Here is a 24,121-nt window from a genome sequence, read left to right as displayed (position 1 = left end):
ATATTATTCCTGCAATTCTTGTAATTTTCATAAATTACCACCACTAATATTCATGTCTTCTCATTTAAAAACATCAATATTTTCATTTCTTGAACATAATAATTGTAATCTTCCACCCTCTTTTATATAAGTACTATATACTGTTACAGTTTGTGGAATACCAGAACCTAACGAATAAACAAAATCAGTAAATGTATAAATATCTGGTAATATTATTTTTTGTTGTCTTGGATTTAAATTAAATCATATACGATATAATTTATTTTCTTTACAATCATATCTAATTTCTTGATTTTTTATACCAGTAGTACTAATATTAAAGGCTACATCTTTTCATTTACCAATTTTTAAATCTTTTATTTTTTCTTTTAACTCATTAATAGCACCAACAATAGTTTTATCTTTAGTTTCTAAATTAGCAATTTCAGTACCAAAAGTATTGAGAACAAAAGCATATTGAAATTGTGTTTTATCTATTTTATCTTCTAATTCTTTATCTACTTCTTCTTTTTTATAATAATCAGTTAAATCTGGGATATTTTTATTTAATGTTCTTAAATTAACAGCATCTTGTGGTTGTGTAGGGTCTGCTATATAAACAATTCTAGTATTATTTGAAGTAATAATTCTTTTTTCTTTAGGTTGAATAATATTAGGCGAATTAGGGTCTATTAATCATAATGATTCACCACTTCCACCAGTAGCACTAATAGTATTAGTTTTTTCATCAATTTTAATATTTTCACCAGCAATTAATTTATCTTGTTTTTTATCTAATAAATTATTAGTTTCTAGTTTTGTATAATAATCACGTTCAGTATTTTCTTCTGCTATAAATTCAGTTGGTGTATCTATTCCTTGATATTGATATATTTCTTCTATATCACCAATTAAATTAATTTTTCCACGTTCAGGATAAGAATTACCGCCACCACTAAATTCTTTCTTTTTATTGTTATAGTAAATTGTTCCGGTATTTAAAATTGTTTTATTTTGGATTTGTTCACTATACGTCATGGAATCAACATTTAGCAATTCAAATTTATTAAAAACATTATTTAAATAAATTTTAATTACTTTATAAAATTTCATAAAGTTATTTTCTGTTGAATATTGATAACTGATTTTAATAAAATATCATTTAAATATTTCTATATTATTATTTTCAACTTTTTTTCATAAAGGACTAGTTTCAATATTAAATCAATTATTTTTAACATCATTAATATTTTCATTTGCTTTAATTAATTCAGTATTTAATTTGGTAATTTCATTTTCATTAGTAGTAATTCGTTTTTGTTGTTTAGCCGAAAAATCACAAGTTGGTGCATGAGTAAAATCACCAATTTGTGGATTATTTTGTAATGCTTCGGGTGGTAATGTACCAATTTCATCAGGTCAATCTAAAATCATTGTTTCAGTTTCTTTATCATAATCAGTTGCAACATAACCTTTATTAACAAATTTACTAACAGGACCTCTATATATTTCATTTTCATTATCATCAACTAAATCATCATATAATTTAATTTGTTTTGATAATGTAAATTCTTTTTGCTGTTCAATTAATTCATCAACTTGATTTCTAGTATAAAATGATTTTAAATCAATTTTTTCAACATCTATTTCATCATCATTATAATTTGATAATATTTGTTTTAATTCTGTTAGTCTTGCCAATATTTTCATTCTACTTGGTGCTAAATCTCAAACATTAATTGTAGGAATACTATTTGCACTAAATTGACTACCATTATTAAACTGAATAGTAGCATCAACATTAAATTCAATTGGTGTACGATTAAATACTCAATGTTCAGCGGTTACAAAAACCATATCTCTTAATGTTTCTTTAATTAATTCATCTTTAAAACTATCAAAAGGAAATTTAGATAAAATAAAACCAAGATAAGCATTAATATCATTTTGAGCACGAATAGCAAAAGTTTTAAATCAATCATTAACATTTGGTCATGTTTGTATATATTGCTGTGGTGTTTCTGTAATTTTTCCAGTTAATGGATATCAGTTATTATAATTTTCTAGACTGACACCAGTTCAAAGTTTATTAATCATATTTTATCATTCCTTAAAAAATGCTTTTTTATAATGTTTAGTTTTTGTTTTAGTTTTTCTATGTGATATATGTATAATTTCTTTTTGTAATTTCTTTTTACCTTTTTTTACAACTTGACTATATGCAAATTTTTCTAAATGATGTAATAATCCAGTACCAAATACAGTATTTACTGAAAATTTTAAACCAACACTTTTAAATGATTTATTAATATTTTCAATAGGATTATTAATAACATTTGCTACTTTATGATAAGTTCTTACGATTCTAAATATTTCTCTATATACTTTAAAACTATCTCTAATTATTTGTTGAACAACCGGCGGAGCAAATGCTATTGCTTTTAATCATTTATTTTGATTAACTCCATAACCAATGTATCAACCACTATATCAACGATATCAATGGAATGGATGTATTTGAGCAACAAAAGTTTCTGCTTTAAGAATACTATCAACAACTGTAATTGGTTTATATTTAGGATTACGATAATAAATAGTAATTGCACATTTATCTAATGATAAAGGTTGAATTTTACAACCCATAAATACTGGTGAATTTAATGGAATTAATTGTGCATGTTTAATTGCTCTTTTTTCTGCACTAGTAAATAAATCAGTTGCTTTTTCTTTTAATTTTTTAATTTTTTCAAATGCTTGCTTTTCTAACTTTTCAAATTTTTCTTGTAATTTATATATACTTTCTCGTAATTTTTCAAAATATGATGTATTTTTTCAAAATTTATTTAAACCTTTTTTTAAATAAAATCTAATATCCAAATATTTAAAAATTTTATTTGCATTTAAAACAATCTTATGAATTGAACTTTTTTTAAAATTAAATTTAATAGCATTAGCACGAATTTTTTGTAAATCTAAAATTAAAGTTTTTCCATATCTATTTTCTGTATGTATTGTATGAACTAAATTTAATCAATCATGTTGATTCATAGATAGTACTTTTTTTAAATCAGTATTATATTTTTTTAAAAAATTATTTGCTTTTTCAATATCTTTAATTTTAAACTTTGGAGTTAATTGAGGACTTAATTTTGTTAATGTATTTTGTAATAATAAGTAATCTTTTAACTCTTGTGCTTCTAATTTTTGAAAATTATTTTTATATTGTCTTTCAGCAACATAACCTAAATCTCGTAATACTGTTTCACGATTAGGAGTAAAACTATAATTCATTAAATAACGTTTATTACCAATAATTTTATCTGTTAAAATTTCTTTTCCACTTACTTGACTTATAATTTCTTGTAAGTTTTTTGCTTCTTTAATTCCAACTTGTTCTAATGTTTTAGTTTTTTCTGCTAATTTAATAAATTTAGTAGTACGATAACCACGACTAATTTTATTAAGTCCAGCAAATGCAGGAAGTATATTAAAGAAAGTATTTAATTTTGTTACATTTCCTTTTAAATAATCATAAACTTGATTAATAGTAAAATCAGTTAAAAACTCTACACCAACAGCACTAATACTAGCAATTAAATCACTTGCACCTAATCCAAGTGCTACGCTTTCACTTAATCCACCAGTAAAAGGAGCAAGTGCTACTGCTATAACTTGTACACCAATCATTTCTAAAATTTCTCATCAAAAACTTTTATTTTCTTGTTGGTTACTTGTTCTAGTATGTTTTGGTTTATTTATGTTTAAAAGTATTGCTGTACTAGTTGTACCGATTGGCATGGTATTAATTTCCTTTATTTAAGAGTTATTTTAATTGGATTTGTTGTTCCTTTATAATTTAAGTCATTAACATTTGCAGTAATAGTTATATATAAGTCACCTGCTTTTTGTTTTTGATTACTTACATTAGTTTTTCCTTGTGCGTCACTAAAATATTTAATAGTTGGATTTGTTAAATTTGGATTTAATGATTTAAGTTCATTAGTACTTTTTATTTGTGTATTTAATTCACTATTATTGTTATTAACATTTGCAGTAATATCAGTTGTTAAATTTGTAATTTTAGTTTTTAAATCAGTTTTATCAGTATTAATAATTCCACATGCCATTCAACGTGATGTTGTTTCATTATTAGAAATATAAGGTATGGCTTGACCTGTAACTTCTCCACCAACTAAATACATTCTTCCAACTTTACCATCTGCCACTTCTTGAACATAAATAATTGTATCTTGCAACATATATCTTTTCATTGCTCTTGGTGTTGCTAAAACAAATGACATAATTTCATCATCATTTTTATCATTTTTAAAAGTCATATAGTCATCCATTACAATTTGACATAAAACACCTTTAATATATAAATCATTACCATTTAATCTTAATTGTTGTGCAATTTCATTATCAGTAATTAAACCTTTATTATCTGCCAAATAAACTATACTATCATAAAGAGAATTAGTAATAAAGAATCTACAATTTGCAATATTTCTATATTGAAATAATGTATTTCATGCCCCCAACATTGCTTCTACATATTTAATTGCTTGTGCTTTTGGTTCTGTTGATTTTTCAATCATAAATTTAATTGCATATTTTGCAATTACATTAGTATTGTTATTAGCTAAATAATCTGCTAAATCATTAGCAACTTCATATTGCATACTTTGTAATAAATTTTGACCATTTTCTGCTAATAAATCTTTTGCTGCAATTGTTTCGCCAGCAACGGCTTCTTCTGTAATTTCTTTAATAATTTTATCTGTATCAGCATATCCAACATCTATTCTTTTACTTTTATCATTTCATTGAAGAACTTTAACTTTTGGGTCTTTTGGTTTTTTAACTATAAATTCAATTCTTGTTGAATTAACCATTTCGATAGGAAAAAAACTTGCCCACGGACTATTTGATTGTTTAAAAAATTCTATAAATTCTGGTGCTTCTACTAATTTTTCGGTATTATCTAAATTTTGTTTGAATGGTACTGCCATTTTTTATTTTCCTTCCTTATAATTTATTTTTATTTTTATAATCCAATAATGTACTTTTTATTGAATTTGGTTGATTTGTTATTATTGTTTGTGGTTTGCCACCTGTATTAATTGTTTCTTTAAATACTGGTTGTTCTTTAATCATTTTTTTAATAGTTTCTTCAATTTTTGAATTTTCTATATTACTTGTTTTAAATTTTAAATAATCATAAAATTCAGTTTTAACTTGATATTTTTTAAATATATTAATAATTTCTTTTTCTTTAATTTCTTGATTAAGTTTATTTAACTTATTTTCTGCTTCATTAACTTTATTTTCTATTTCTTGTGAAGAAGCATTATTTTCAGTTAAAGGTTCAGTTGTTTGTTGAACATTATTTTCATTTTCTAACATTTAACATTCTCCTAATCTTATCCCAATAATCAATCTTTAACTAATTGTGGCATTTCACTTATTAGTTTTTTATAATCATTAACAGCATTTTCTAATATATCAATATCAGAAAATTTAAAACAATTTCCTATATCTAAATCAAAATCTCTATCAATTTTGATATTATTTTTTCTATATTTTTCATTAAATTCAATTTTTGTCATATTATTTTTCTCCTTTATTAATTTTTTCATTTAATTTTGCTAATTTTTTTTGATGTTTTATAATTTTGTTATTTGCTCTAACATGTTTTGGAGTTGTAATAAATCTTTTTAATAAAACAATAATTTCTCTGCAAATTAATGTTCCAACACTTGTTCCAATAATTATTAATTCATGTAAAAATTCTTTCATCTCAATATTTTCCTTTCAATTATTTATTTTTTAATTATTCATCAAATTGACCACCATTAATTCTTTCAATCATTGATTGTGAATTACTTATAATTTTTACTAATACAGATATTTCTTTATTTAATTGTTCCATTCTTTCTTTATATGATTGTATTTCTTGATTATAATATTCAATTATTTTTTCTTTATTCATTGCTTTTCACCCCCTTTATAAACTCATGTGATTGTAATCTCAATTTAATGAAGCATTATCAGTATTTAATGGTACTTCGCTCATATTATCACTACCGTATTGACTGGTTGTTTCACTATTAATTGAAAATCTATTATCATTAATTAATCTTGTAGTTTCATTATTAAATGTTGTTTCTTGCATTTCTTCAACATGATGATTTGTTTCCATAGGTAATAAATTATGAATAATTTCAGATGCCCCAGCAATAATGGTAGGTACTGCATAAGCATTATTAAAATTATTATTTATACCCATAGCAACACCAGTACTAATCAAACATCCACCAGTTGACATATTACAAATTTTTCTTATTGTTTCAAATTTATTAGGTATTAACTCAGTTAATCCACTAATAAGATTTGAAATACCATAAGCATTTAAACTAATATATGTATCTCAATCCATTAATGACTGATTATCTTGTTTATCTAACAATAATCATGGTGGACCCTCAGTTGTAGTTGTAGTAGTTATTGGAGTTGGTTTTGTTGGAATAATAGGATTAATATTATTTTCTGTTCATTTACTATAATTTGCTAAACCGATTGTTCCTAAACCTAGTAATATTTTTTTAGAACTATTAATTAATTTTGTTTTAGTATTTGGTCTTTGATTTAAATTTCAAATATCTAAACCTAATTTTTTACCAAATAATAAACTATTAATTGAACCTAATACTGGATTTGCAATTACTTGACCATAATAAGCACTTGTACCAATCATTGCACAAATAGGACTTATACCAGTTCTAATTAATTTAGTTAATGTATAATTTGATTGATTTTCTATATTTGGCATTATTTAATTTCTCCGTTCATATTCAATAATTTTTCTAAAACATAATTAGTTTTATCAAAATTTATAATAAGTCATTTTTTTGTTTCTGAACGATTGTTAGTAACATTAATTAACTTTTCTATCGTATCGATTAACTCTTTTTTATCTGCTTTATCAAAAATGACTTGTAAAATTTCATCTAACATAATTTAATCTCCTTTATTTGTTTTTATCAGTTCTCTTATAACATCTAATAAGGAATCTACTACATAAGAATTTAATTCAAATTCATAATTTCTAATTTTAATTTTTTCTTTTTGCATTTATTTGTTCTCCTTTAATTTTCTAATTTTTTAATTGTTACTTTAATTCAACCTTGATATACATCATTATCACCAACTATTAATGCAACATTACTTTCGGGGTCAGAAACAATTATGTGTTTTGATTTAACATTTGGGTATTGTCTTAAAATAATTGCTCTAATATCATTACTTGTATGAATTGCTTTTGGAAATGGTGATAATATTTCAATTTCATCTTTATTTTCAAACAAAGTAGGTAATATTATCATTAGTCAAATTCTCCATTTTCTATTTTTTCTTTTATAGTATTAATTGCTAATAATATCCCGTAATGTGTATATTTATCTTGTTCATTTTTAAATTCCATAAAGTGATATTCATTATCAGTTTCCATATTTTTATAATATTGATTTAAATATTTAATTAATTGTTCTTTATTCATTATTTATTCTCCTTATTTAAATAATATCAACCAATTAATAAACTATCTGCTTCATCATGATTTGATATTGTTATATTTCAATTATTAGTTTTTATTATCATTATTTTTAAAACAATTTTGACAATTTGGTCAATTATAATTTTCTTTACAATCATTACACATTTTCATTTAGTTATTTCTCCTTATTATTTTTTGGATGTTGAAATTGAACAGCTAAACAATCATTACAACGAAATATTAATTCAATGCTTACATCTTCATGTTTACAATTAGTCATTAGTTAATTTCTCCGTTTTCTATTTTTTTAATTAATAAACCAAAAATTCCTTTAAAATTTATATTTTTAATATGTTCAAGTAATTTTTCTTTATTAATACAATTTTTATGTCTTGATTTATTAATTTCATCAACTTTAATTCTATGTTCTTTACAGTATGCTCTACCATATTCATCAAATTGCTCTTCTGTTATATTTTCACATTGTATTTGTTCAAAATTTTCATCATGTGGTGGTATTAAACTAGTAAATTTAGTAGTTTGACTAAATGTACATCTATTCATTATTTTTTCTCCTTATTTTCAATTTGATTAGCAATTTCATTTAATATTTTCAATACTTTATATTCATTTTTTAATTCTTTAATAATAAATATTAAAAATATTATTAGTGTTATACTTGTTATTAATATCGGTACTATTAATAAAATTTTTCATAATATCATTTTTTTACTCTTTTCATTTTTTAAATCATTTAACATTAATTGAACAAAATGCACGATTTTTAGGAATATTTAAAGTATTAAAGATTTCACCAGTTACTATAATTTCATCGTTTTTGTTTAATAAAATACAGCGTCTATAAAGTTTTGGTTTATTAAAAATTAAAGTAACATAGTTTAATCCATTTCATTGACCACGAACACTATAATATAATTCTTTATTACCTTTTTCGTAATATTTTGCTTCAATAGTGTTACTAAGTTTTACTGTTAATTTGACATAATTTGTTTTATCTTTCATTTTTATAATTTCCTTAAATAATTGTCAAAAATTAATATTTTTTTATGATTTTTTAAATAATATTGAATATGCTTATATGCATCTTGTTCATGTTTTGTTAATTTTATATTTCCTTTATAATTTGTTATTTTATTTTTATTTTTTGGTTGGTTTTCTAGATAATCTCAATTCATAACATCTTGTACTAATACCATTAATGAACCAATAATTTTAGGAGTTGCTAATGGATTAGTTAATAATTGTTTTGAATTTAAAAAGAAATTTTCTACAATAACTAATATTTTTTTATCAATAAATTTTTCTTTAATTAATTGAAATTTTTCTTTATAAATATTTTTAGTTCATAAAACAGTTAATGTATTGAATGTTTCATTAAAAACAATATTATTAGTTTCATTTGAATATATAACAATTCCATTATTACCAATACCAGCAGGGTCAATTCCAATAATTAATTCATATTTCATTATTAATCAAATTCTCTGCATTGTATTTTATTAATTAAAATTTTAATAATATCAATTGAACCTTTTAATTTATTTAAATAATATATGTCTTTTTCTTTATTATATTGTTCTATATCACTATCTAAAATTAAATTTAATCAACTAATTAATTTTTGTTTATCCATATTTATACCTCCTACTTAACCTAATATTTAAAATACAGTCATAACAAATTGCTTTACTATTTTTATCTCTTAAAAAATATTTTCTTGTTTTTATATCATTAGTATTAAAGAATAAATAATCTAATTTATGTTGTTTACATGTTCAACAAAAATACTTTTTCATAATAATTCTTTCTAATATATTCTGTTGCTTCTAGCATAAAGAATATATATTTTGATTTTTATATTATTAATACTATTAGTTTTATTCATTCCAGAAATTCTGGGCTCAAAAATAAATTGTGAAATTTTAAAAAACATTGAGGCATTCGATTCAATATTTATTTAATTTGTGTTAAACAAATTAATATTTTAATTGAACCGGCACCGCTCAATTTTTTTTACAAGTTTGAAATTTATTTTCTCGCCCAAAAATTTTTTCAAAAAAAATAAAAAATAAAACCAACACTTGCTCACTGGGGAGTGGCAAGGTTGGTTAAATAAAGAATAGAATTAATACAATAGGTCCCTACAACAGGTCTATATATACTAGTTTCCAATTCGCTCCCACCCCAAGAATTACCATTAATGGTTAGTATATTTTATTAGGTATCACTCCACTTTTTATTTATTCATGCAAGTCCACATGCTCTAGCTACTATTTTTAACAACTGTGTTGTAGTTCACTTTTTTAGTTCCCTAACACGTGTTGATAATAGCGTTAAAGAGGGTTATTAATTATTAACTTTCTCCTACTTGGTCACTGCGTGTAGTAGATATTTAAAGAGTGTTAATAATAAAAATTTTAAAATTTTACAATTACAAAAAAAAGACAAGATTTTTATTCTCGTCTTTTGTAATTTATTTTTAATTCAAGGGTAAAAAAAGAAAGGAGCTATTTTTAAAACTTTTTAGTTACCGACATCTTCGCCACGCTCCCAATTAATTTTAGAACATATAACAAAGAAATGAGAAAAATGAGATTGAAGAATAAAAAATACAAGAGATAAAAAGAAATATAAAATTGTTGATTATCAATATCGAACAAGAAAAACAATATATGGAATGGTAACTTATAAAAGAAGAATTTATGAATATTTTGATGAAAAATTACAAAAATTAGTTCGTGTTTGTTTAGTTGATGAAAAAATGGAACTTCCAAAATATAAAAGAATTGGCGAAGATATCGAAGATACTATTATTGAAAATTTTGCTGATGGAAAAAGATATCGTGATATTTGTGCGATTTGTAAAAAGGCAGGTATTAGTGTTAGTAGCGTTCATAGAGTTTTTAAAAATTTAGAAATAAATGAAGCAAATCCAGTAAAAGTAAAATTAGAAAAAAATCAACCTATTTTTGTAGCAATTGATGATGGACATCGAAAATTTTGAGATTTTAAACGTAAAGGTACAAAACACTCTATGAGATTAATAGTAACATATACAGATAATATTAATCACAAAGTACAAAATAAAAGAGTAAAGGCAATTATAAGACCAACAAAAACAGCAATTGGAGTTAAAAAAACTGCTGTTTTTGTTAAAGAACATTGTCAAAAATTTTATGAAAACATTGAACAAGCAAAAATTATTATTTGTGGTGATAGTGCAGGATGAATTAAAGAAGTTGCTGATTATTTAGGAGCTCAGTTTGTTTTAGATAAATTTCATTTAATTAGAACATTATATCTTGGAATAATGGCTGGAAATAAAGAAAAATATTTAAACGAATATAATCATTGTAAATATTTAATTAATAATGGTCAATATCAACAATTAATTGATTATTTATATAACCAATTAGATAATCATAAAAAATTAAAAAAACAATATTTTAAAAATAATAAACAAGGTATTGAAAATCAAGGTGCAAAGTGAAATATTGGTTGTTTTACTGAAACTAATATTTGACATGTTTTAAAAGAAATGCTTGGTAATAGAACATATAATATTTCAATTTATATTAAAATGGTTATTTTTAAATGTAATAAAATAAATTTAGAAACATAATTTAATGAATGTAATAATTACTTATTATTTCACAATTTGCAATAGCATCTCAAAAATTATTATTATTTATTTTCCTTTTTAAACCAATAATGAAAAATGTTAATGACAAAATTATAGAAATAAAAATTGGAACTACAATTGTAAAAAAAAATAATTGCAATTTTTAACGATAATAAAGAATAATTATAATAATTATGAATAATATAATAACTTCCAAAATTATTAAGGCAAATATTGTTATTAGTTAATATGTAATATCAACTATATTTACTTCATAAAGTAAAACCATTATATTCATATATTAAAGGTTTTGTATTTTTAACTAAATGATTACTTTTAATAGTTACTACTTCTTTTCCATGAAATAAACCTAGTAATAATAATTCTGCAATAATAATTAAAATAGTTAAAATAAACAATAATACAGTTATTAACTGTAATTTTTTAAGTGATTTAATTGTCATTTTTAAAATCTCCTTAAATTTACTTCATAATTTTAACATTTATTAAACTTAATTATAAGTATTTTAGTTGAAATATCTTTTAAAAAATAGTAATATAGATTTACAATTACATAAAAATCCAAATTATTTCTTGTCTAAAAAATAATAAGGCTATATGAATTAATTTATTACGGATTTTTGACAATCTCCCATTTTATATTCATATTTTTTTACCATCTTTGCATCTTCTGGTGAAAGTTTTCATTTTAATAAACTAGCATTAGCATCATGCTTATTTAAATAGACATAATGATCACTGTCTGGAGAAAACGTTAACATTAAACCATTAACTGTTACAAGATTTAATGCTGTAATCATAGTTACTAATTTAATACCTTTTTTCATAATTAGCCTCCCCTTCATATCATAATTATAATTATGATTTTACATTGTAGCATTTAAATAAAAATCCTGCACTAACTATTCTCATTTATTTTTAATTTTTTTATTAGTAAAAATTTCAACTTCAAAAACAGCAAATTCTTTGCGAACCTTTATAACTTTAAATGAAAAATTTCGAAATTTTAAAAGTGGACTATTTTTCCTTACTTTCTTTACTTTTGTTTTAAACATATATCATTCTTGGACAGTTTGTTTATTATAATTTGGAGGTTTTCTTTTTAAATAACGTTTAAATAATACTTCAAGTTTTGAAGAACCATCAACACGAAACTTATGTGTTCCTATTTCTTGTATCAATCCAATTTCATCAGTTTCATCATAAATTTCACCAACTAATTCTTCAAGAATATCTTCAAATGTAATAATACCATTAAAATCTTTTTTATCTTTATTATTGCAGACAATAGCCATATGCATTCTTTCGGTTTGTAAAATTTCCAATGCTTCATTTAACTTAGTACGCTTAGAAATAAAAATTGCTGGTAACATTAATTGTAATAAATCTGGATTTTCATTTTCTAACATATTAATAATAAATTCTTTAATATTTAAAATACCAATTACATTTTGATTAACATGATCTAAAACAGGAATTCTACTATATTTTTCTTCTAAATATAGATGTTTAATAACTTTAGGTGGCGTATCATCATAAATATATTTAATTTTACTTTTGGGATGCATAGCTTGAAAAACTGATTTTTCATCAAATTTAATTGCAGATTCAATTAAATCACGTTCTGCTTTTTCAAGAACTCCTTCTCTTTCAATTATTGAAATCAATTCAATAAGTTCTTGTTCAGAACTTATTGGTTTTTTACTTTTAAATTGAAATAAAGTAACAATAAAAGTTATTGGATAAAAAATAATATTAAGAATATACAAAATATATGCATAATTTAAAGCTATTGTCTCGGGATGTAATTTTGCAACACTTTTAGGTATAATTTCACCAATAATTAAAACAACAATTGCTGAAACTAAAGTTGATATTAAAGGACCATAAGTAGGAGAAACATGAAAAGAATCAATAAATAATATGGTACTTAAAGTACCAATTCCAACATTAATTACTGTGTTACCAAGTAAAATTGTTGTTAAAGTTACATTATAATTTTTAACTAACTTAAATACAATATTAGCACGACGACTTTTCTTACTACGTAATTTACCAATAGATTTAATTCTTATAACATTTAAAGAAGTTAATGATGTTTCAGCAGATGAATAAAAACCACTTAAAAATAATAAAACTAGCAATATTATTAAATAAATATACCAATTACTGTCCATATAGAAAAAAAACTACTCCTTTTGATTTTTATATTTATATTGTTATTAAGATTATAACATAGTATACTTAGTACGTTATATTTAATTATTAATTTATTACTCATATAACTTTATGATATTATATTGAAGGTGATGAAAATAAATGCGTAAAAAATTTGGACTAATAGCAGCCTTAATAATAGGCACAACAACTAGTTTACAAGTTAGTGCTTGTACAGATGATTCAAAATATCAAGAATTTATTAGTGATGTTAATAGTGGTCATGCTTTTTTTGGCATACTTGGTGCTGCTGATAATCCACTTTCTAAGCAAATTATTGACCGTTTACACACAATGCAAATCAAAAATAATAATGTACCAAGTAAATGAGATAACTGATTAACAGAAAAGAAAACTGAAATAAACAGTGTTACTACTAATGGGACTATTGATATTAAAATTTATGAAAAATCTCCTTATGCCAACCCTAGTAGTGATATTGTTAACCAATTTTGAAATGATAAAAAAATTAGTTGACAACAACAAATTTATCATTGACTACTTGACCATAAAATTTCTGATAATAGTTCAGCACCTGTTGCTGATTCAGCTGTCAAGGAAATTCAAAATCCTGTTGATAAAGAAAGAGCATTTAAAGCTTTACCAATTGTTTTTATTGTTAATAAAGGTAAACTAATAACTGTTGGCCAAGAATGAGGAACTATTGATAATCATCCAAATCAGTTTTTTGATCAACTAACAGCTTTAATCACAGGTAATCTATTAGAACCTGTTTAGGATCTTTTTTAACTTATTTTTGATTAAATTAATATCATAAATGTTATTTTATAGTTGAAAAATAAATTTTTAATCGATAAGTTGTCAAATGATAAAATCTTTTTAACAAAAAAATGACAAAGAAAATAAAATGTTAATTAACTGTCAGGTTAGAAATAATTATTCCCTTTTTTAGTTTAATTATGTTTAAAAGATTCCAAACAGGTTCTTAGAGCAAATAAAAAAATTATAAAACACCAAAAAAAATTAGCAAAGTTAAATGAAAAAATTAATAAAGGAGAAAAATAATATGACAAAAATTGAATTTAATGAAAAATATAGAAAAAATAATATCAAAATTGATAGAGATTTTGATTTAGATATAGGAAATTGTTTTAAATTTTCTGATATTGATATATTAGAAAATGCTGTTAATGATTATAAAAAAACTAATAAGTGAAATGCCACAATTAGTTAAAGATTGATTATTGGGATAAGAACCTGTTTAGGATCTTTTTTAACTTATTTTTGATTAAATTAATATCATAAATGTTATTTTATAGTTGAAAAATAAATTTTTAATCGATAAGTTGTCAAATGATAAAATCTTTTTAACAAAAAAATGACAAAGAAAATAAAATGTTAATTAACTGTCAGGTTAGAAATAATTATTCCCTTTTTTAGTTTAATTATGTTTAAAAGATTCCAAACAGGTTCTTAAAAACTGCTGCTAAAAAAACTATATAATTTTTAAAAGAAGATATATAATTATCTTCTTTTACTTTTTTATTTCTTAATATTGATTATTCCATTTTTTATAAATTGATATAACTAAGATACGTGTTTATTTTTTATGTCAATATCGAATGAAAATTTCCTAAAAATATTTATCAAAAAATTAAATTATTTTGGAAAGTTACACTGTTAAATAAACACAAATTCCAAATAACCTTTAAAATTTTAGGAAGCATACCGATGTTGTCTATAACATTCAATTATTGTCTTTAAATTATAAGATTAGACGAGAATAATTTAGACTTCAATATGCAATTGTATGTTAATCTTAACACTTGCAAAATATTAGTCAACAATAATACTTACTTTGTCATTATTTAGTGATAATTTCCTATTAGTTATCGAGTAAAAATTTCCCAAAAGTGAAGTTAAATATACTTGGTGATAAATATGGAAAGAAGCATGACTATGAAAGAAAAATATAAATATAAGATTATAAACGACATTACTATTAAAAAATTATCTAAGAACCTGTTTAGGATCTTTTTTAACTTATTTTTGATTAAATTAATATCATAAATGTTATTTTATAGTTGAAAAATAAATTTTTAATCGATAAGTTGTCAAATGATAAAATCTTTTTAACAAAAAAATGACAAAGAAAATAAAATGTTAATTAACTGTCAGGTTAGAAATAATTATTCCCTTTTTTAGTTTAATTATGTTTAAAAGATTCCAAACAGGTTCTAAGCATCAAGCTAAAAGTAAACTTAACTTAACTATTAGAAGAATTAATCAATTAATTCAAATTTTTAATAGAGAAGGTAAAATTGGTTTTATTCATAAATCACGTAATAAAATTTCTAATAAAGCAACAAATATTAAAATTAAAAATGAAATTATAAACTTGTATAAAACCAAATATTATAATTTTAATTTTCAACATTTCCATGAGAAATTAATTAATGAAGAAAAAATTAAAATTTCATATAGCACACTTTATACTATATTAATTAAAGAAAAACTCACTTCACCAAAAAAACATAAAAATAAGAAAAATAACTTACATCCAACAAGAAATCGTAGAACAAATTTTGGTGAATTAATTCAAATGGATGCAAGTAATGGATGGGTTACACTTTATTGGACACTAATTACGTAGACAAGTGAACAAATTAGTGAAAAGAAAGGAAGTATAATTATGGCCAATATTAACTCATATTCAGATGAATTTAAAAAACAAATAGTAGCTTTATATCAAAGCGGTAAGTCAGTGTCTTGTCTTGCTAAAGAGTACAATGTTACAAGAGCAGCTACTTATAATTGAATTAAGCAATTTACTAATTCAGGTAGTTTTAAAACTAAAGATAATCGTTCTGTTGAAGAAAATGAATTAATTAAATTAAGAAAAGAATTAAAACAATTAAGAATGGAAAATGATATTTTAAAGCAAGCAGCACTAATAATAGGCAGAAAGTAGAAATTATTGCTAAAAATAAAGTTAAATATAAAATTCGCACAATGTGTCGTTTTTTGAAAATATCTAAATCAACATATTATTTTAACTTAAAGAAAAAAGAAAATAAAATCAAAAATAATATGTATGATGAAGCTGTTATTAGTGCTTTTAAAGAAAATAAAGAAGTTTATGGTGCTAGAAGATTAAAAAAAATTTTAGAAAACCAAGAAATTTATTTATCAAGAAGAAAAATTAAAGAAATTATGAATAAGCATAATTTAATATCAAAATACACTAAATTATCATTCAAAAATCATCATAATAAAGTCAATAATAGTCAAATAACCAATCTTGTTAATAGAAACTTTAATAATAGGGTTAAAAATGAAGTTATTGTTAGTGATTTAACTTACGTTCAAGTTAATGGTAAATGAAACTATATTTGCCTATTAATAGACCTATTTAACCGCGAAATTATTGGACATAGTGTTGGAGTTAAAAAAGATGCATTACTAGTATATCAAGCATTTATGCAATCAAATCGCTGTTTAAAAGATATCCAAATATTTCATAGTGATCGAGGTAATGAATTTAACAATAAAATGATTGATAAACTTTTATTAGCATTCAACATAACTAGATCTTTAAGCAAAAAAGGCTGTCCTTATGACAATGCTGTTGCTGAAGCAACTTTTAAAACTTTCAAAACTGAATTTATTAATGATAAAAATTTTACATCATTAATCCAATTAAAATTAGAATTATTTGATTATATCAATTGATACAACAACATAAGAATCCACAGCACTTTAAACTACTTAACTCCTATCAAATATCAAGAACAAGTGTCTACCAAAAAATAGTCCTAAAAAGTGTTGCCATTCCAACTATTAATAGTAAAATCTCATTTACCATTTTCATTTATTTCTTGAATATTAAAAAACTATCAAAACTAATACTATGTTTTAATATTAAAGTTCAGTATTACCAAAAGTATTATATGTTCTAGGAAATCCAATAACAACTACTTCTTGTAATGAATCAACTTCATTTTGCGTTATTTTTTTATATAAAACATTCTTTCATTTTTTAAAAATATCACTAAAAAATAAACAAGTAAACTATTACTAAAATGATATAACTAACATAGTATCTTTACTAATTTTTTTTAATTTATCTATTTTACTTAAACTATTATTTAAAATAGTTTCTAAACAAAATTCAATTTTTAAAAAAGAAAAACTATAAAAAAGAATTAAACCATCCTTTTTATTTTTCATTTTAACTATCTAATTTTGTTCTTGTAAAAATGTTAATAATTGCTGAATTGCTGAATTACGATGAGAAATTTTATTTTTATCTGCCAATGACAATTCACCTAAAGTAGCATGTACTACTGGAACATAAAATATTTGATCGTAACCAAAACCATCATTACCTTTTATCTCAGTAGTGATTTCACCTTCAAGTTTACCAATAAATGCTTTAGTAATCTTATGATCAAAATCAACATAAGCAATAGCAGAAATAAATACTGCTGCACGATTAGTTTCACCTTCCATTTGTTCTAAAATGTCTAACATTGCATCATGATAGGACATTTCACCCTTTCATCGTGCTGAGTTAATACCAGGAAAATTATTTAAAGCTAATATTTCTAACCCTGAATCATCAGCAATTACAGGACCATTCACTAATTTTGCAAGTGTTGTTGCTTTTAAAATTGCATTTTCAATAAATGATGTACCTGTTTCATTGATTTCAAGAGGAGAATTAAGTTCTAACATTGATTTGACATTATATCCCTTTGTCTGTAAGATACTCTTTAATTCATTAATTTTACCGATATTATTAGATGCAAACCATAAGGTTTTAGCAGTCATTAATAATCAATCCCTTCACGAGCAATTTGACCTTTTTCAAAATAATGTTTAATTGATTTAACTTCACTAATTAAATTAGCACATTGCTCTAAGGCAAAAGATGCATATCTACCAGATAATGCAATTTCAATATGTGATTTTTTATTTTTTAAAATTTCAATTAAGTCTTGTTCTTTAATCAAATTATTTTGAATACACCCTAAAATTTCATCAACAACAATAAGATCAGTATTATCATTTTGACTTAACAGTTTTAATCTAGTAAGACCATAATTAGTTTCTTGTTTTAATTTATTTTTTTCTTCTTCATCCATTTCTCAAAAAAATTTTTGCGAAGATTCATAAAAACTTTCAATTTTAAGTTTAGTATTTTGTTTTAAAAAATTAATTTCACCAGAAGGACGATTTTTTAAAAAACGTAAGTAACTAACATTAAGATTATTACCCAATGCTCTAATTACCATACCATTAAGAATTGAGGTTTTACCTCTTCCTTCACCTTTATAAATATGAATATAACCTTTTTTTAACATACTATCACTTACTTTCAATATTTTTTATTTAATAAATTGTATAATTTTATTACAGACAATACAAGCAAAATAGAGGTGTCATTTTGAAATTTAAAACTATTAAACCACCATATCAATTAGAACTATTAAAAACAAAAGGTTTAACCAATGACTTATTTTTAGTAAATAAACATTTTTTTTAAAACAATCTAAAGATATTTTGCAACCTTTTTTGAATTTTACAAATCAAATTAATGTTATTAAATTAATTAAATCAAAAAAATTTACATTACCTATTAATGAAGTCAATATTAATAATAATAAACTATTAACCTTAATGCCATATTATCATAATTTAATTAATTTAAGCGAACAAATAATTAATAAACAAATATTAGAACAAATTTCATCATTGGTAAAACAACTACATAATATTAAATTTGATAATAAATCATTAATTAAAACTTGAAAAGGTTTAGAACAACTTAATTTATACTGTAATTTAACTACTAGTAATCCTTGCTTAGAAAAAATAACCAGTGAGGTAATCAAATGAATTGCTACTTATCAACCAACAACAATTATTTTATCTCATAATGATTTAACATTAAATAATTTTGTTAAAAAAAATAATTGTTGATATTTAATTGATTGAGATTTTGCTTGTTGAAATGATGAATTATTTGATATTGCCTCTTTTGCTTCTGAAAGTTTAACTTCTGAAACCGAAATTAATACTTGATTTAATTGTTTTAATTTAAATAATGAACAAATAATTATTACTAAAAAATGAATGAATTATCAAAATTTAATTTGATATTATTGAGCTTGTTATTTATACGAACAAACTAATTTAAACATATATAAAGAAATTAGTGAAAGTAAATTAACTAATCTATTAAAATAAGTTATTTAAATAATTCATCATTTTAAGTCTGATTATGTAGTTTTAACTTCTTAAGAACCTGTTTGGAATCTTTTAAACATAATTAAACTAAAAAAGGGAATAATTATTTCTAACCTGACAGTTAATTAACATTTTATTTTCTTTGTCATTTTTTTGTTAAAAAGATTTTATCATTTGACAACTTATCGATTAAAAATTTATTTTTCAACTATAAAATAACATTTATGATATTAATTTAATCAAAAATAAGTTAAAAAAGATCCTAAACAGGTTCTAACAAATTGAACCATAATTAGGTAATTTATTAGTAGTCTGTTTTTTTGTTCAATTTGTTTTCCTTGTAAATTTATTTCTACTATATTATTAACAGCTGAAATGTTTGATTCTATTTCAATAACTATACATTTATTATTTGAAATTTGAAGCGTGTTCTTGTAACAATGGCATTCTTTCATCATTTACAATTTGACAATTATCATTTGAAGTAATATTTTTTTGTAAATTTTCTTTATAATCACAGTTTGCGCAAATTTCATTATTATTTTTTATTTGATTTATAAATTCTTTTACTCAATATTTCATTATTTATTTACTCCCTTTTTTCTTTTTTATTTTTCATTAGCATATACAATAAAATTAAATTTTATTGGAAATAGTTTTTAATAAATAGTATTTATAATGTTAATAATTATTGTAAATATAAAGAATATCACAATTATTATGGCTTTAATAATTTAGTACTAGAATTAGCAAAATATTTAATTGTTTCTATTAAATCTTTATCGACTTGTTTTTTTAAATCATCTAAATTAGTAAACTTTAAATTATCACGAAGAAAATCTAAAAATCTAACTTTAATGATTTTTCCATATAAATCTTGATTAAAGTTTAATAAGTAAGTTTCAACTAACGGCTTATTATTACGTAACATAATTACTGTCATACTTTGATATCATCTATTATCTACTTCAGTAAGCGTAATATAAGTAGCAAGACCCGGTAATGCATAGTTTGTTAATAACGATAAATTAGCAGTTGGAAAATTAATCGTTCTAGCCTCTTTAATACCATGAACTACTTTACCACTAATTGTATATGGCTCTTGTTGTAAACAAAGATTAGCACTACTAATATCTTTATTTTGTAAAAGTTGTTTAATATAAGTTGAAGAAACTTTGTTATTATTAATAATAATATCATTACAAAGATAAACTTGTAATGAAGATTGTTGTAATGTTTTAATATTACCTTGCCCTTGATAACCAAACCTAATATTTGGGTTAACAACTACTGCTTTAACATTATTTGTCAATAATCACGAAATAAATTGCTCTGGTGAAAGTGTTGCTATTTCTTTACTAAACTTAATTTCCCAATAATAATCAAAATTGTATTTAGCAATTGTTTTAATTTTATCTTCATTACTTAATAAAACCTCATTATTTTTATTACTAATTACACTTTGTGGTTTTCTATCAAAACTAATAATACATGTTTGATAATTATTTATTGTTGAATTAACTAATAATTGTTTAAATAGGGCTTGATGACCTTGATGAATACCATCAAAAAAACCTCAACAAGCAATAATTGGTTTAGACATCAATTTTTGATTTTGAATATTTAGATTTTTCAATTTTAATATCTTCATTACATTTAAAACCTCGTTGGCTTACGTATAAATTATTTTTTTGATTACGATAAATAGCTAATGGCAAATGTTCAGAATTAACAACTAAAACATATGGCTCATTAGTGCTATCAATAACTAAGGGTTTACCATCAATAACACTTTTACTATTATCAACAACAATCGCTGGCATAATATTTTTAACACCATCATAAATACTAATATGATTTTTACTAACTGTTTCTTCATTAATAACATCTAAATTTAGGGCATTACTTAAATCAAAACCCGATTGATGAATTCTTCTCAAATAAGTTAAAGTTGCTGATGTATGTAAAATTCTAGCAATGTCAGTAACCAAAGCTCGAACATAAGTTCCTTTTGAACATACTACTTCAAAAGTAACTAAATCATTATTAAAACTAATTAATTTTAAAGATTTAATATAAACCTTACGTTTTGGTAATTCAACAGGAATATTCTCACGAGCATATTCATAAAGTTTTTTACCATTAATTTTAACTGCTGCATAAGCAGGAATTATTTGCTCATATTGACGATTATTATAAAATTCAAGTGCTTTAACAATTTCTGATTCTTTTAAATCAAGATGTGGTTTTGATTCAATAATTTTACCAGTAATATCGCCGGTGTCGGTTTTTAAAAATAGTTGCATTTTTGCAATGTAAACTTTATCACTTTTTAAAATAAAATCACTAATTTTGGTTGCTTCATTCACAAGTACTACCATTAGTCCTGTTGCTAAAGGATCTAACGTACCTGTATGACCAATTTTATTTAATTTCAAACGTTTTTTAATAACAACAAGACAATCTTGTGATGTCATAAATGAAGGTTTATCTATTAATAATATATAATCTTTTAACATGCGTTTCACCTACTTTACTTCTTTATCAGAAGTTACTTCTTGATACTTTTCAACATGTTTACAATTTGGATAATTAGTACATCCTAAAAATTTTCGATTTTGTTTTGAAGATTTAACAACCATTCAACCATCTGTACATACTAAACAAGGTTTAATTTTTTCTAATTGTTTTTGAATATATCGACATTTTGGAAATGCTGAACAACCGTTAAATTTACCATATCTTCCTGTTCTTTGCACAAGTGGGGCACCACAAAGTGGACAATCTTGATCTAATAAAACCGGTTTAATTTTAAACTCAGTCATTTTATCAAAAGCATCATCAATCCTTGGTTCAAACTTAACTCAAAAGTCTTTTACCACTTGATGCATATCAAAATTACCATGAGCAATTTGATCTAATTGAGTTTCAACTTGTGAAGTATATGTCTCATTAATAATATCATAAAAAAACTCTTGAAGTTTATCATTAGTTAAAAGACCTTTCTCAGTAGCTTTAAAAGACTTATTTTCAATAATAACATAACCGCGTTCTTTAATAGTGTTCATAATTGGATTATAAGTCGATGGTCGACCAATTCCTAGTTCTTCTAATGTTTTAATTAATTTAGCTTCTGTGTATCTTGGTTTTGGTTTAGTAAAGTGTTGCTGTAAATTTACTGACTCAACTTTAATAATTTGATTTTTTTCAAATTTTGGTAAAACTAAAAGTTCTTCATTTTCAAGACTTTCTACATCAAGCATTAAAAATCCTTTAAACTTGATTTGTTGTCCTGTTAAACGAAATTGATAATCATTATTTTTAAATAAGACAGTAGTACTAATTAATTGCGCTGGTGCCATTAATGAACTAAGGGCACGAAAATAAATTAAATTATAAAGTTTTAATTGATCTTTATTTAAAAAATCAATAGCACGTTTATTATTCATTGTTAAATCAGTTGGTCTGATTGCTTCATGAGCATCTTGCACATTTTTTTTATTAGTCTGTTCTTTCTTCTGCCCAAGATATTGTTCACCATATTCATTAACAATTAATGTTTTGGCATTTTCAATAAATTTATCATTTAAACGTATTGAATCAGTACGAGGATAACTAATAAATCCAGTAAGTGTTCCATTAACATCAATTCCTTCATACAATTGCTGAGCAATAAGCGTTGTTTTAGCAGTACTAAAATTTAATTGTGTTGATGCTGCTTGTAATAAACTACTAGTAGTAAATGGATTTAATGAATTACGCTTACGATTTTGTTCAGTAACAGAAATTACTTGATAACTATCACTTAATGCATTTTTAATAGCAACTGCTTCTTGTTCATTATTAATAACTAACAGTTCTTCTTTATATTTTTCACAATTTAATATTATTTTTTTTTGATAAGTACTATTAATTGTTCAAAATTCTTTGCTAATAAAATTAGTAATTTCACGTTCTCTTGTTGCTATTAATTTTAATGCTACTGATTGTACTCTCCCTGCACTACGTGAACCGATCTTCTTTTGTAATAGATTACTTAAGCGAAAACCAATGATACGATCAACCATTCTTCTTGCTTCTTGACTACGAACTAATGGTAAATCAATACTATGTGGAGATTTAAATGCTGTTAAAATTGCATCTTTAGTAATTTCATTAAAAGTTATTCGTGATGATATATTACTTGTTGCTAATACTTGATCTAAATGATAAGCAATTGCTTCTCCTTCACGATCATGATCGGTTGCTAGATAAACATGAGTAATACTTTTTAATTTACTTTTTAATTCTTTTACCTTTGGCATTTTTTTGCGATCAATTTTGTAAATTGGTTCAAAAGTTTCTAAATCAATTCCCAAACCATATTGACCTTTAATTGCTAAATTACGAATGTGTCCATCCGAAGATAACACTAAATAATCATTACCTAAATATGATTGTACTGCTTTACTTTTAACTGGAGATTCCATGATTACTAATTTTGATGGCATCTT

Annotated in this window: 33 protein-coding genes and 1 pseudogene; 7 read left to right on the top strand and 27 right to left on the bottom strand. The window is 23.1% G+C overall.

Annotation, left to right across the window (positions count from 1 at the left end; all coding sequences use genetic code 4):
- Window positions 1-3 precede the first annotated feature (3 nt).
- From ACXUB0_RS07605 to ACXUB0_RS07525, 17 genes are all read right to left on the bottom strand, one after another.
- Window positions 4-2,076 (bottom strand): hypothetical protein, encoded by a 2,073-nt coding sequence (locus ACXUB0_RS07605; protein ID WP_458258294.1) that lies wholly within the window; start codon window positions 2,074-2,076, stop codon window positions 4-6.
- Window positions 2,077-2,079: 3 nt separating this feature from the next.
- Window positions 2,080-3,777: a hypothetical protein gene (locus ACXUB0_RS07600; protein ID WP_458257527.1), complete on the bottom strand. Its 1,698-nt coding sequence runs from the start codon at window positions 3,775-3,777 to the stop codon at window positions 2,080-2,082.
- A 14-nt stretch (window positions 3,778-3,791) separates the two neighbouring features.
- Entirely contained in the window at window positions 3,792-4,991 is a 1,200-nt protein-coding gene (locus ACXUB0_RS07595; RefSeq protein WP_458257497.1) for a hypothetical protein, read from the bottom strand.
- A gap of 16 nt (window positions 4,992-5,007) precedes the next feature.
- Window positions 5,008-5,385 carry a hypothetical protein gene (locus ACXUB0_RS07590; RefSeq protein ID WP_458257496.1) on the bottom strand — a complete coding sequence of 126 codons (378 nt, stop codon included), beginning with the start codon at window positions 5,383-5,385 and terminating at the stop codon, window positions 5,008-5,010.
- A gap of 17 nt (window positions 5,386-5,402) precedes the next feature.
- Window positions 5,403-5,588 carry a hypothetical protein gene (locus tag ACXUB0_RS07585; protein ID WP_458257413.1) on the bottom strand — a complete coding sequence of 62 codons (186 nt, stop codon included), beginning with the start codon at window positions 5,586-5,588 and terminating at the stop codon, window positions 5,403-5,405.
- A gap of 1 nt (window position 5,589) precedes the next feature.
- Window positions 5,590-5,778: a hypothetical protein gene (locus ACXUB0_RS07580; protein WP_174481134.1), complete on the bottom strand. Its 189-nt coding sequence runs from the start codon at window positions 5,776-5,778 to the stop codon at window positions 5,590-5,592.
- A gap of 34 nt (window positions 5,779-5,812) precedes the next feature.
- Window positions 5,813-5,971 (bottom strand): hypothetical protein, encoded by a 159-nt coding sequence (locus ACXUB0_RS07575; protein ID WP_458257360.1) that lies wholly within the window; start codon window positions 5,969-5,971, stop codon window positions 5,813-5,815.
- Between the two features lie 15 nt (window positions 5,972-5,986).
- Window positions 5,987-6,811 carry a hypothetical protein gene (locus ACXUB0_RS07570; RefSeq protein ID WP_458257528.1) on the bottom strand — a complete coding sequence of 275 codons (825 nt, stop codon included), beginning with the start codon at window positions 6,809-6,811 and terminating at the stop codon, window positions 5,987-5,989.
- Window positions 6,811-6,996 carry a hypothetical protein gene (locus tag ACXUB0_RS07565; RefSeq protein ID WP_458257529.1) on the bottom strand — a complete coding sequence of 62 codons (186 nt, stop codon included), beginning with the start codon at window positions 6,994-6,996 and terminating at the stop codon, window positions 6,811-6,813. The genes ACXUB0_RS07570 and ACXUB0_RS07565 overlap by 1 nt, the downstream gene beginning before the upstream one ends.
- A gap of 131 nt (window positions 6,997-7,127) precedes the next feature.
- Window positions 7,128-7,364, bottom strand: a complete 237-nt coding sequence (locus ACXUB0_RS07560; protein WP_174480108.1) for a hypothetical protein — start codon at window positions 7,362-7,364, stop codon at window positions 7,128-7,130.
- The gene (locus ACXUB0_RS07555) at window positions 7,364-7,537 is read right to left on the bottom strand and encodes a hypothetical protein (RefSeq protein ID WP_458257492.1); all 174 of its coding nucleotides are present in this window, start codon (window positions 7,535-7,537) and stop codon (window positions 7,364-7,366) included. The genes ACXUB0_RS07560 and ACXUB0_RS07555 overlap by 1 nt, the downstream gene beginning before the upstream one ends.
- Window positions 7,537-7,692, bottom strand: a complete 156-nt coding sequence (locus ACXUB0_RS07550; protein WP_458257491.1) for a hypothetical protein — start codon at window positions 7,690-7,692, stop codon at window positions 7,537-7,539. Before ACXUB0_RS07550 ends, ACXUB0_RS07555 begins: the two co-directional genes overlap by 1 nt.
- Window positions 7,693-7,813: 121 nt before the next feature.
- On the bottom strand, window positions 7,814-8,098 hold the full coding sequence (locus tag ACXUB0_RS07545; RefSeq protein ID WP_458257490.1) for a hypothetical protein: 285 nt from the start codon (window positions 8,096-8,098) through the stop codon (window positions 7,814-7,816).
- Entirely contained in the window at window positions 8,098-8,259 is a 162-nt protein-coding gene (locus ACXUB0_RS07540) for a hypothetical protein (RefSeq protein ID WP_342266587.1), read from the bottom strand. Before ACXUB0_RS07540 ends, ACXUB0_RS07545 begins: the two co-directional genes overlap by 1 nt.
- Window positions 8,260-8,263: 4 nt before the next feature.
- Entirely contained in the window at window positions 8,264-8,557 is a 294-nt protein-coding gene (locus tag ACXUB0_RS07535; protein WP_458257489.1) for a hypothetical protein, read from the bottom strand.
- A gap of 2 nt (window positions 8,558-8,559) precedes the next feature.
- Window positions 8,560-9,024 (bottom strand): hypothetical protein, encoded by a 465-nt coding sequence (locus ACXUB0_RS07530; RefSeq protein ID WP_458257488.1) that lies wholly within the window; start codon window positions 9,022-9,024, stop codon window positions 8,560-8,562.
- A 2-nt stretch (window positions 9,025-9,026) separates the two neighbouring features.
- Entirely contained in the window at window positions 9,027-9,188 is a 162-nt protein-coding gene (locus ACXUB0_RS07525; RefSeq protein WP_458257487.1) for a hypothetical protein, read from the bottom strand.
- Window positions 9,189-10,082: 894 nt separating this feature from the next.
- Here ACXUB0_RS07525 and ACXUB0_RS07520 point away from each other — a divergent pair.
- The gene (locus ACXUB0_RS07520) at window positions 10,083-11,177 is read left to right on the top strand and encodes an Mbov_0401 family ICE element transposase-like protein (RefSeq protein WP_458258806.1); all 1,095 of its coding nucleotides are present in this window, start codon (window positions 10,083-10,085) and stop codon (window positions 11,175-11,177) included.
- Window positions 11,178-11,239: 62 nt separating this feature from the next.
- On the opposite strand, the gene ACXUB0_RS07515 is transcribed toward ACXUB0_RS07520, so the two are convergent.
- The 3 genes from ACXUB0_RS07515 to ACXUB0_RS07505 form a co-directional block, all read right to left on the bottom strand.
- On the bottom strand, window positions 11,240-11,641 hold the full coding sequence (locus ACXUB0_RS07515) for a hypothetical protein (RefSeq protein ID WP_458258293.1): 402 nt from the start codon (window positions 11,639-11,641) through the stop codon (window positions 11,240-11,242).
- A 159-nt stretch (window positions 11,642-11,800) separates the two neighbouring features.
- Window positions 11,801-12,025, bottom strand: coding sequence for a hypothetical protein (locus ACXUB0_RS07510; protein WP_458258292.1), 225 nt, complete (start codon window positions 12,023-12,025; stop codon window positions 11,801-11,803).
- Window positions 12,026-12,100: 75 nt separating this feature from the next.
- Window positions 12,101-13,375: a hemolysin family protein gene (locus tag ACXUB0_RS07505; protein WP_458258291.1), complete on the bottom strand. Its 1,275-nt coding sequence runs from the start codon at window positions 13,373-13,375 to the stop codon at window positions 12,101-12,103.
- A 142-nt stretch (window positions 13,376-13,517) separates the two neighbouring features.
- On the opposite strand from ACXUB0_RS07505, the gene ACXUB0_RS07500 reads away from it, so the two are divergent.
- The 5 genes and pseudogenes from ACXUB0_RS07500 to ACXUB0_RS07480 all read left to right on the top strand — a co-directional run bounded on the left by ACXUB0_RS07500 (window position 13,518) and on the right by ACXUB0_RS07480 (window position 17,189).
- Window positions 13,518-14,153 carry a hypothetical protein gene (locus ACXUB0_RS07500; RefSeq protein WP_458258290.1) on the top strand — a complete coding sequence of 212 codons (636 nt, stop codon included), beginning with the start codon at window positions 13,518-13,520 and terminating at the stop codon, window positions 14,151-14,153.
- 289 nt (window positions 14,154-14,442) lie between these two features.
- The gene (locus ACXUB0_RS07495; protein WP_458258289.1) at window positions 14,443-14,610 is read left to right on the top strand and encodes a hypothetical protein; all 168 of its coding nucleotides are present in this window, start codon (window positions 14,443-14,445) and stop codon (window positions 14,608-14,610) included.
- A gap of 707 nt (window positions 14,611-15,317) precedes the next feature.
- Window positions 15,318-15,446 carry a hypothetical protein gene (locus ACXUB0_RS07490; RefSeq protein WP_458258288.1) on the top strand — a complete coding sequence of 43 codons (129 nt, stop codon included), beginning with the start codon at window positions 15,318-15,320 and terminating at the stop codon, window positions 15,444-15,446.
- A gap of 166 nt (window positions 15,447-15,612) precedes the next feature.
- Window positions 15,613-15,993, top strand: a pseudogene (locus tag ACXUB0_RS07485) (ISNCY family transposase); the annotation flags it as partial.
- 75 nt (window positions 15,994-16,068) lie between these two features.
- A protein-coding gene (locus ACXUB0_RS07480; RefSeq protein WP_458258287.1) for an IS3 family transposase occupies window positions 16,069-17,189 on the top strand; the annotation gives its coding sequence in 2 pieces (ribosomal slippage) (window positions 16,069-16,312 and window positions 16,312-17,189; 1,122 coding nt in all).
- A 264-nt stretch (window positions 17,190-17,453) separates the two neighbouring features.
- Here the strand turns inward: ACXUB0_RS07480 and ACXUB0_RS07475 are convergent.
- The 3 genes from ACXUB0_RS07475 to ACXUB0_RS07465 are packed head-to-tail and all read right to left on the bottom strand — an operon-like array spanning window position 17,454 to window position 18,742.
- Complete coding sequence (locus tag ACXUB0_RS07475; RefSeq protein ID WP_252320877.1) at window positions 17,454-17,606, bottom strand: hypothetical protein; 153 nt, start codon at window positions 17,604-17,606, stop codon at window positions 17,454-17,456.
- Between the two features lie 9 nt (window positions 17,607-17,615).
- Entirely contained in the window at window positions 17,616-18,209 is a 594-nt protein-coding gene (gene rdgB, locus ACXUB0_RS07470; RefSeq protein ID WP_458258286.1) for an RdgB/HAM1 family non-canonical purine NTP pyrophosphatase, read from the bottom strand.
- On the bottom strand, window positions 18,209-18,742 hold the full coding sequence (locus ACXUB0_RS07465) for a cob(I)yrinic acid a,c-diamide adenosyltransferase (RefSeq protein ID WP_252320873.1): 534 nt from the start codon (window positions 18,740-18,742) through the stop codon (window positions 18,209-18,211). The genes rdgB and ACXUB0_RS07465 overlap by 1 nt, the downstream gene beginning before the upstream one ends.
- Before the next feature lie 199 nt (window positions 18,743-18,941).
- Here ACXUB0_RS07465 and ACXUB0_RS07460 point away from each other — a divergent pair, with 199 nt between their 5' ends.
- Window positions 18,942-19,628 (top strand): phosphotransferase, encoded by a 687-nt coding sequence (locus tag ACXUB0_RS07460; RefSeq protein WP_458258285.1) that lies wholly within the window; start codon window positions 18,942-18,944, stop codon window positions 19,626-19,628.
- A 408-nt stretch (window positions 19,629-20,036) separates the two neighbouring features.
- Here ACXUB0_RS07460 and ACXUB0_RS07455 read toward each other — a convergent pair whose 3' ends face one another.
- The 4 genes from ACXUB0_RS07455 to topA form a co-directional block, all read right to left on the bottom strand.
- Complete coding sequence (locus ACXUB0_RS07455) at window positions 20,037-20,210, bottom strand: hypothetical protein (protein ID WP_458258284.1); 174 nt, start codon at window positions 20,208-20,210, stop codon at window positions 20,037-20,039.
- A 136-nt stretch (window positions 20,211-20,346) separates the two neighbouring features.
- Window positions 20,347-21,231: a riboflavin biosynthesis protein RibF gene (gene ribF, locus ACXUB0_RS07450; RefSeq protein ID WP_458258283.1), complete on the bottom strand. Its 885-nt coding sequence runs from the start codon at window positions 21,229-21,231 to the stop codon at window positions 20,347-20,349.
- Window positions 21,224-22,147, bottom strand: a complete 924-nt coding sequence (truB, locus tag ACXUB0_RS07445; RefSeq protein ID WP_252320746.1) for a tRNA pseudouridine(55) synthase TruB — start codon at window positions 22,145-22,147, stop codon at window positions 21,224-21,226. The genes ribF and truB overlap by 8 nt, the downstream gene beginning before the upstream one ends.
- A 9-nt stretch (window positions 22,148-22,156) precedes the next feature.
- Entirely contained in the window at window positions 22,157-24,118 is a 1,962-nt protein-coding gene (topA, locus tag ACXUB0_RS07440) for a type I DNA topoisomerase (protein WP_458258282.1), read from the bottom strand.
- Window positions 24,119-24,121: the final 3 nt, after the last annotated feature.

The organism is Spiroplasma endosymbiont of Dactylopius coccus, assembly GCF_977110965.1.
Note: the sequence above shows the minus strand (reverse complement) of the source record. Positions and strands in the feature narration are given on the sequence as shown.